This window comes from Succinimonas sp. (assembly GCF_045225735.1).
Taxonomy (GTDB): Bacteria; Pseudomonadota; Gammaproteobacteria; order Enterobacterales; family Succinivibrionaceae; genus Succinimonas.
The window spans coordinates 1-8,618 of sequence record NZ_JBGVBR010000305.1 but is presented as its reverse complement, the minus strand read 5'-3'; the positions used below and the strand labels follow the sequence as shown (position 1 = coordinate 8,618).

The following is an 8,618-nucleotide window of genomic DNA, read 5'->3' as shown; positions in this document are numbered from 1 at the left end:
GCGCAGGGTCTTGCTCATGGTTTTCTTGGCCTGAGCCAAGGCTCGCCGGGTATGTTCGCCGTCATTCTTCCACGTGTCATCGCGGTCTTCGTCTCCTAAGAGCTTCCAGTACCCGTATACCCGCCGTATCGATGTGTCATTAATAAAATCCCGGGAAGCCAGGGACGCCTGATAGCCCAGTTTGACCGTGGCCACAGCCATGGCAAAATTCGGGTCCAGAGAGAGTAATGTCAGGGCAGCATTGCCGTAGATATCCAAATCCGTGGATCCCTCCCAGGCCCGGCCAAATTCTGTGCCCAGATCCTCCGCCGTGCTGAAGCTCTTTTCCATAACCTTGTATTCCGTCATAGTCCTCTTATAGGTATCACGCAGTGTCTTGACCTCATCAAGAAACGCCAAGGTTTTGCCCTCATTTTTCTGAGCCCTTTCGTAGAGCTTCAGGAAATCAGCGTCGGGAAGCTCAATATGCTCTCTGACCTTCATCATGTCACTGGCAAAGAGCCGGGCCATGGAGCCCTCCGGACAGTTCCGCAGACTTTTTTCAATCTTCTCATACTGCTCCTTGGGCAGCGTAGTCAGGCGTGCCTTGAGAGATTCCGGATCCTTCAGGATCATGTTTTCGAGACAGCTGCCGTCGTTGCAGAGCTTAAGCGCCGTATTGAGCACCAGCTTCATGGCGTTTTTGGCCAGGCCCTCCATATCCTTCTCGTTAATGGCATCCACGATGGCCAGGGTGTTCCCGGTGGTCTCCGCAGCCAGGGTAATGGCATCTCTGACCTTGCCGAGATCCGTGGCAAACTGATAATTCTGAAAAATGGCCGTGCCGAACTCCATAATGGCGGCATTCAGGTTGCCATCCCGCCCCAGAGTGATATCCAGGCGGGACATTTTGTTTATTTGCTCATCAAGAGCCTTGCTGCAATCCGCCAGAGTCGTTTTGGTCTTCATGAAACGGTAATCCCCCGTGGCGTCAAATATCCCGTCATAGATTCCGCCGTAGGATCCGGGAACGAAGCTTATGGAATAGCCGGTATCCGGCTCGGGATAGGAGCCGGCCCCGAAAAGAGCATCGTAAAGCCGCCGGAGATCCTCCGCTCCGGAGGAGGCGGCCATAAGTCCCGGCGCGGCGCAGGCCTTCATGCCGTTTCCGTAATCAGCCTCCCAGACGCCGGCGGTATTTCCCCCGGCCTTCCGGCTCCCGGGGAGATAAAACTCCCGGTTAATGCGATCCTTCATTTTGTTAAGGGAATCCTCCTCGGTAAGCCCCGGCTCCGGCTTATCGAGCTCCTTAAGCAGGCTGGCTTCATTGGCGGCTATTTCCTCCGGGGTAAGCACCCGCACCGGGCTTTTGGCCAGCACCCGGCCGTAAGGATCGGCGCTGCTGTAAAGCCGGGCCTCATAATTGCCGGGAGTCATGTCTGCGGTCTTGTAATATACCGAAAACTTAATCCGGTGCCCCACGTTTTGTCTTTTGTCGCCGTACTTCTTAAGAAGACTGGTGACCTCCTCGGGAGTGCCCCGGGGCACCAGAATCACAAAGGAGGATTCCTCGGCCTCCACCACGCTGGTGCCGGTAATCACCAGTCCCGTATCCGGTTCAATGCTGTCATGCTCCGGCGTGATAACGGCCTTTTCCGCGGAATGCAGGGAGGGCTCCACCCGGAAGGCGATTTCAGAGGTAACCTTTTTGCCCCCGGCCTCGCTCTCGGCCGAGGCAATATATTCTCCGGGACTGAAGATCGGGTTTACCGCATAGCTCTGCGTCCCCGGATTAAAGGTCACCCGCTGCCCCCAGTGCTGATCCTTGCGGCCCTTCTTTTTGATTCGGAGCTCTCCCCGGGGCGCATCAGTCCGGCCCGGCCAGTCCGCCAGGAAATTAAACCCGGAACCGGCGTAAATCTTTTCCGGAACCAGAATCCGGGGCCGATCCTGAGCCGGAGCCGCTCCGGGGGCTTTAACCCGGATTTTAATATAGGAGACTCCAGGGATGGCGGAGCCGTAGTGTTCATGATAAGAGCAGTCCCGGCAATCCCGGTAGTATACGAGAAGATAGTCCCCCTCCTCCTTGGGCGCCTTGATCCAGGAGCCGGTATGAGGAGCATAGAGCTCATCCACAGGTTTGGTGCGATCCAGGCTCTTCACATCCCGGAACCGCGTCTTCAGGGCCTCCGGGGTGTCCGGCACCAGATAAATGCGGCCGCCGGAAGCTGCCCGGACGCCGTTTATGGTGACAAAAAACTCCTCTCCGGGCACAAAGGTGTCCCGATCCAGACGGAAGGTAACGCTGTCCGCCGCCGTTACCTTGTAACCGAGCCGTCCCAGGGGAAAGATCTTGCCCTCATCGGTACTGAAAACCCGGATCTCGTAGGAGCCGGGGAGAACCGGAGCCCGCATCTGATAAAAATCGTAATCGGCCTTCATGTAGTAGGGTTCATTGGTCATGCTGGCCTTCAGGGATGCCTCATACTCAAAGGGCGTCCCTGCGGCCGCGATGATCACGGCGATTTTGCGGGAGACCTCGGTGTACTGGGGCTTTCGGATGAAAACCGTAAACCTTTCCCCCGGAGAACGGACGGCGGGAGCCCAGGAGCCGGCGTTAAGCTCAAACCCCGGCACCAGAATTTCGGTTACGGGATCCGTATTGTCAATGGCCGGAACGGAAACGCTGCCGGGAAAGGCCCGGGTTCCGCTCCCGAAAAACGCTTCCGGCCCCGAGCCCGCAGGAGACGGACTTCCTTCCGGGGCCTCTCCCCCGGCTCCGAATGAGCCCAGATCCCGGGTGGGCTGAACGCCGCTGTCCGTAATCTCCGCTCCCATAGCCCGGAGAGCTTCGGCCAGCCGTTCGTTATCCACCGTAACCTCCGCCCGCAGGAGGAGGTTTTTGCCGCTTTTCTGCTGCTTCAGAATGCTGACCTTGCCGGTAAAATCCTGCGGCCGGGCAATGATCTCCGCGCGAATGCGCTTCATCTGAGATTTCACGAACTCCGGCCCGGCCATGGCGTTCATCACCTCCCGGGTGGCATTGAGCCGGGCATTGGTTTCCGCGGTGGCCTGATCCCGGCCCCGGGCATCCACGGTCACCGTGCCGGCCTCCGCAAGCCCCCAGGCCCCGGCGAGACAAAGAGAAAGCGCGAGGCCGGATCTCCGAAAAGCGCTCCTGAGACCGGCGCCGATCCGGTTCCGGAGACTCTCCCGGATCCGAAGCGAAAGACGATTAAACGAAGTCATGTTCTGTTCTCGCATTGCTGTTTCTTCCTTTACTGTTTGCGCCCGCTGCTGTTTCCGTCTGCTTTTGTTAGCGTTTTTGGCCGTTACTGCCCGGAGGCCTTTTCCGCCTTGCCGGAGTTTTCCTGCTCCTCGGCCTTTCGGAGCAGCTCGTCGATCCGGGTAAATTCCTGCTTTTTCTTCTCGTTTTCAGAGAGCTCGCTCCGGCGGAGATAGTCCCGGGCGGTGCGGCCGTTCTTATCCCGGAGTCCGGGAGAGGCCCCGGCCCGGAGCAGAACCGCTATGGTATCCGCGGCCGGAGCGGAGAGAGCCAGAGCCATAAGAGCGGTGCGGCCCTCATGATCCCGGGCATCAGCCTGAGCTCCGGCTGCCGTGAGAGCCTCCAGAGCAGCGCGGTTTCCGGCAAAAGCCGCCGTCATCAGGGGCGTCATGCCGGTCTCGGACTCCTGTTCATTGACATCCGCTCCGGCATTTATCAGGGCCTTAACCGCGCCGGATTTGAGCCCGGCCGGGCCGGCATAGAAGAGCAGCCCGGCGCCCTCAGGAGTCTTTTCCTGAAGCTTTACCCCCTTTTCCAGAAAATACTCGGTGAGCCCGGTGGCCGGGCCCCGGACTGCTCCGGCCATAATGGCGGCAGTAAGAATGTTTACGCCCCTTTTGTTTACGGCATTGAGATCCGCTCCGGCCTCCGCCAGTATTTTCACGAGATGATCCCGATCACCGATCCGGCTCCTGCTGCCGGAAATGTATTCGTAAGCGGCGAGAGCGGGGGTATTGCCCAGATCATCCCGGACATTCAAATCGGGTTTAAGCTCCAAAAACTTTTTGAGAAAACGTTCCGAAGGATCGTAATGCAGGAGAAAATTAAGGAGGGGCTCCCCCTTGCTGTTCCGGGCCGCTATATCAGCCCCGCCGGCCAGAATCCCGTCCAGAATGGCATCGTCGTACCTGAGCTCCGTCCGGCTGCCCCCGAGAGAGGCCTCCTGAATCAGGGGCCGGCCCTGACGGGACATTTGGTTAAAATCGGCGCCGTACTTTTTGAAAAGATTCAGGATCTCCGCCTTCTTATCGTGATCCGGGGCATAGACTCTCATGGCCAGGAGCATCAGAGCGCTTTCCCCCTTCCGGCCCCGGGCATCGATATTGCCGGCGGAGCAGCCCTGCCTCATCACCTCGTGAAACACCTGCCTGTCATCGTTGAACATGGTCTCTATAAGCAGGGTGTCCCCGTCCGGAACCTTCTGCCCGGGATCGCATTTTCCGGCGGTTATGAAGGGCATTGCCGCGGCCAGCTTTTTAGTGCCGAAGGCGGCCATCCGGGCCGAATAACCGCCCCGGGGCGCATAGTCCGGATCCGCCCCGGAGTCCAGGGCGGCCTGAAAGAGAGCGGGATTCCGGCTTCTTCTCACGAGAGCGGTAAACCCGGCTTCTCCATGCGGGCAGTCCCGGGGGATCTTTTGACCGCCTTTAAGACCGGCGATAAGGCGCTCTTCATCTGAGGAGCCAAAATTCCGGTCGGAGTCGCAGATAAAGCTCGCGAATTCCCCGGGAGTCCAGGGCTTATCTTCCTCCGCCCGCAGTTCTCCGGAAAACAGCAGAACCGCCGCGATGGCGCTCAGGGCCATTAAGTCAGGTTTTCTCATGTAACACGATTCCGATTCTGAAAAAAAAGTCCGAAGACAAAGGCCAGCCCCCGGACTAAAAACAATAAAGAGCAGCGTGCGCCCCGCTCTCAGGCTCTCTGTTATCAGCCGTTCCCGGCAGAGCCCGGGATCGCCGGCGTGGGACAGCGAACCTCGGCGTTCTGGGCCCGGTGTCTCATCAAGTGATCCATAAGCACCAGTGCCAGCATGGCCTCGGCCACCGGCACCGCCCGGATCCCCACGCAGGGGTCGTGCCGCCCCTTGGTGACAATCTCCGCGGGGTTGCCTTCAATGTCAATGGTTTTTCCCGGCACCATAATGCTGGAGGTAGGCTTCAGGGCCATTCTGACCACAATATCCTGACCGGAGCTGATGCCACCAAGGATGCCGCCGGCATGGTTGGAGAGAAAGCCGGCCGGAGTGAGCTCGTCCCGAAATTCGGATCCCCGGGAGGACACTGCGGCAAAGCCGTCTCCGATCTCCACAGCCTTCACAGCATTAATGCCCATCATGGCCGCGGCAATATCAGCGTCCAGCCGGCCGAATACCGGCTCCCCCAGTCCCGGGGGAACATTGCTTGCCGTAACCTCAACGAGAGCCCCGCAGGAATCCCGGGCCTTCAGAATGCCGTCCATGTATTCCCGGGCCTTGTCCGCCATGGCATTGTCGCACAGGAAAAACTCATTGAGATCCCGATCTCCCGGCACAACCCGCTCACAGGCCACGGGGCCGATCTGCCGGACATAGCCGGTGATGACCACGCCCTTTTCCGAGAGATATTTTCTGGCAATGGCACCGGCGGCCACCCGCATGGCGGTCTCCCGGGCCGAGGATCGGCCGCCGCCGCGGTAGTCCCGGATCCCGTACTTCTGCCAGTAGGTATAGTCCGCATGACCGGGTCTGAAGGTACGGGCGATATCCGCATAATCCCGGGAATGCTGATCAACGTTCAGAATCAGGAGTCCCACCGGAGTGCCGGTGGTTTTGCCCTCAAACACCCCGGAAACAATTTTGACGGTGTCCGGCTCCTGCCTCATGGTGGTGAATTTCCCGGAACCGGGACGTCTCCGGTCCAGATCCGGCTGAATATCCGCCTCGGACAGGGACAGTCCCGGAGGACAGCCGTCCACAATGCCCATAAGACCGTAGCCATGGCTTTCGCCGCAGGTGGTGACCCGGAAAAGCTCCCCAAAGGTATTTCCGGCCATCAGCTGTTTTCCTCCTGCTTTCCGGAATCCTCTGCCGGGGTCTTGTCTTCGTCCTTGCGGTTATAAACGCTGAAGATCTCGGCAAATTCGATAAGCTCGTCGTAGGTCAGCACAAAAACGCCCTCGCCGCCGTTCTTGAAGGTTACCCAGTGGAAAGGCACTTCAGGGAATTCCTCCTCCAGAGCCGCTCTGCTGTTCCCCACCTCGCAGACCAGAATGCTGTTCTCATTCATGTAGTAGGAGGCGGAGGCCAGAAGGCGCTTCACCACGGAAAGCCCGTCATCCCCGGCCTCCAGGGCCAGTCTGGGCTCACGACGGTATTCCTCGGGCATGTTCTCGAGATCGACGGAATCAACATAAGGAGGATTGCAGACAATAAGGTCATAGCGCTCGTCTTCGGGAATGGCGCTGAAGAGATCGCTCTTGTAAGGGTAAACCACGTCCTCGAGGCCGTAGCTGGCGATATTAATGGAGCAGACCTCCAGGGCATCATCGCTGATATCCACCGCATCAATGGTGGTGCCCTTGCGGTACATGTCGGCGCAGGCAATGGCAATGCAGCCGCTGCCGGTGCACATGTCCAGAATTCTCCGGGGATAATGCTTGAGATAGGGCTTGAAGCTGGCCTGAATCATTTCGGCGATGGGGGATCTGGGAATGAGCACCCGGGGATCCACATAGAACTCCAGCCCGGAGAACCAGGCTCTGCCGGTAAGGTAAGCGGCCGGAATGCGATCCCGCACCCGGGACATCAGAAGCTTCGCAATATTCCCCTTCTCCCGGACGGTCAGCCGGGTCTCCAGAGTTTCCGCATCCGCCGGAGGATCGAGATTAATGGCGCACATCACCAGATACATGGCCTCATCCCAGCAGCTCTGGGTGCCGTGGCCGAGAAAAACGCCGCTTTCGATAAGATAGCTGGCGGCATAGCGCACCGCATCGTTAACGGTAACCATTTCCGAGACAAATTCATTGGAAATGTCTTCCGGAAATGCATCCAGCTCCGGAACATTAAGTACATTCATATCACTCATGATGGGGGATCCTGTTGTTTAAAAAGCTTTCCAGCTCTGTTCAGATTACATTGTCGCTGAATTATAGCGGCAATAATGCGTCCGCCGTAGAAAAAACAGCGTTTGAACGTTTCAGATGAACAATTTGTGAGCAAAAACATAGAGTCATCCGGAAAGACCGGATAACAAAGACGATCAGGGGAGGCTGACCGGGCGCGGAAAAAAGCCGCATCAGCCGATTGCAGAGACGAAGGAACATAAGCGGCAGCATAAGAAAAGGCAGCATAAACTGAGCCAGACCGGAAAAGTCAGACAGCCTTGCTGCGCTTTATTTCCCGGTTAACCGCGGCAACCAGATCCAGAGATCTCTTGTCCGCATCCCGGGGAAGCACCACCCCGCCGCGATCGAACTCGTAGGTGCCGAAGCCTTCCACGGAAAAACGCCCTCTGTAGAGAGTCCTGACATGTCTGGCAATAAGCGACGGCGTAAATTTTTTGTATACGCGGATCATAGGCGAGTCCCTCCTGCTGCGGGCAAAAGAAGAGCATCCTTTCAGCAAAGCCGGGAGAGCCGCCAGACTGCTTCCTGGCCCCGGCGGATTCATCCGTGAATCCATTCTCTTATGATAGCAGACCGCAGGAGCAAAAAAAGAGAACCGCTCCGCAATCAGGGGCTCCCGGCTCCCTTTGAAGACTGAATACCTGATCCGGCCCGCATAAAAATCTGAACAAGCCCCGCCGGAGGTGTCCGGAAGCCTTGCGGAATGCCATATTCCGGTTCAGGGAGCATATGACGCTATCATTTCGTAGCATTGCTTTCCAGGAATATACCTGAGCGCCGTCAGAGCCGCCGGACTGTAGCTGAAAAAGGCATTCCGGTTCAGGAAGGCGGCATACTGAAGCTCGATGACCGGGATGTGGGTCACGATAATCACGTTCTTCCGGGAATACTCCTGCATGATCAGCTCCGCAATGCCGGAGCCTCCCGGTCTCAGGGCCGTGTCCTGCTCCCTGCGGGCCGCCCGGACATAACGGGCCACGATGTCCGCGGTCTCGCAGGCCCGTTCCACGTCGCTGGAAAATATGACGTCAGCCTCCCGGAGTCCCAGGGTCTCGCTGATATAGCGGCCGGATTTCTCAGCCTGGGCAATGCCGATCTCGTTAAGTCTCTTATGTCCGTCGGAGGCAACCGTGTAGTCGCCGTGCCGCATGAGAATCAGAAGTCCGCCCTCTGCGGGGTTTTTCTCTTGTTCCATAAACTGCTCCCTGAAAATGATTTGACGGGCCGCCCCCGGCCCCGCGGAAAGCCGTCCTGAATAAAAAAGCGCCGGTAATGCCGTCCTGATGCCCTGAAAACGGCAAAAGGTGATACAAGACCAATTTTGAAAGCCTGCTGAAAGAAAAAATTAACAGACTCGCAAATTTTCCATTATCTTAAAACAGATCTGAGCGATACGGGCTTTCCGCCTGCCGTTTCCCCGACAAAGGACACACTTTTCCGGGGACAGGGGCAGACAGAGGAGAGTCCG

At 57.8% G+C, this 8,618-nt stretch carries 6 protein-coding genes; all 6 read right to left on the bottom strand.

Annotated elements, in window-relative coordinates:
• Nucleotides 1-3,243: hypothetical protein (locus tag ACJROR_RS10955; RefSeq protein ID WP_406547086.1), on the bottom strand; the 3,243-nt coding region annotated here is incomplete at its 3' end.
• Nucleotides 3,244-3,311: 68 nt separating this feature from the next.
• A complete protein-coding gene (locus tag ACJROR_RS10950) occupies nt 3,312-4,868 on the bottom strand; it encodes an ankyrin repeat domain-containing protein (protein ID WP_406547085.1) in 1,557 nt (518 codons plus the stop codon).
• 104 nt (nt 4,869-4,972) lie between these two features.
• Nucleotides 4,973-6,076, bottom strand: coding sequence for a chorismate synthase (gene aroC, locus ACJROR_RS10945; RefSeq protein WP_406041975.1), 1,104 nt, complete (start codon nt 6,074-6,076; stop codon nt 4,973-4,975).
• The gene (gene prmB / locus ACJROR_RS10940) at nt 6,076-7,110 is read right to left on the bottom strand and encodes a 50S ribosomal protein L3 N(5)-glutamine methyltransferase (protein ID WP_406041977.1); all 1,035 of its coding nucleotides are present in this window, start codon (nt 7,108-7,110) and stop codon (nt 6,076-6,078) included. The genes aroC and prmB overlap by 1 nt, the downstream gene beginning before the upstream one ends.
• 287 nt (nt 7,111-7,397) lie before the next feature.
• Nucleotides 7,398-7,601: a DUF1107 family protein gene (locus ACJROR_RS10935; RefSeq protein WP_406041979.1), complete on the bottom strand. Its 204-nt coding sequence runs from the start codon at nt 7,599-7,601 to the stop codon at nt 7,398-7,400.
• 267 nt (nt 7,602-7,868) lie between these two features.
• Complete coding sequence (locus ACJROR_RS10930; protein WP_406547084.1) at nt 7,869-8,345, bottom strand: SixA phosphatase family protein; 477 nt, start codon at nt 8,343-8,345, stop codon at nt 7,869-7,871.
• Nucleotides 8,346-8,618: the final 273 nt, after the last annotated feature.

What these genes read in the sequence shown, in the direction of transcription:
- ACJROR_RS10950 (WP_406547085.1), bottom strand. Translation starts at nt 4,868, where the DNA reads ATGAGAAAACCTGACTTAATGGCCCTGAGCGCCATCGCGGCGGTTCTG.
- aroC (WP_406041975.1), bottom strand. Translation starts at nt 6,076, where the DNA reads ATGGCCGGAAATACCTTTGGGGAGCTTTTCCGGGTCACCACCTGCGGC.
- prmB (WP_406041977.1), bottom strand. Translation starts at nt 7,110, where the DNA reads ATGAGTGATATGAATGTACTTAATGTTCCGGAGCTGGATGCATTTCCG.
- ACJROR_RS10935 (WP_406041979.1), bottom strand. Translation starts at nt 7,601, where the DNA reads ATGATCCGCGTATACAAAAAATTTACGCCGTCGCTTATTGCCAGACAT.
- ACJROR_RS10930 (WP_406547084.1), bottom strand. Translation starts at nt 8,345, where the DNA reads ATGGAACAAGAGAAAAACCCCGCAGAGGGCGGACTTCTGATTCTCATG.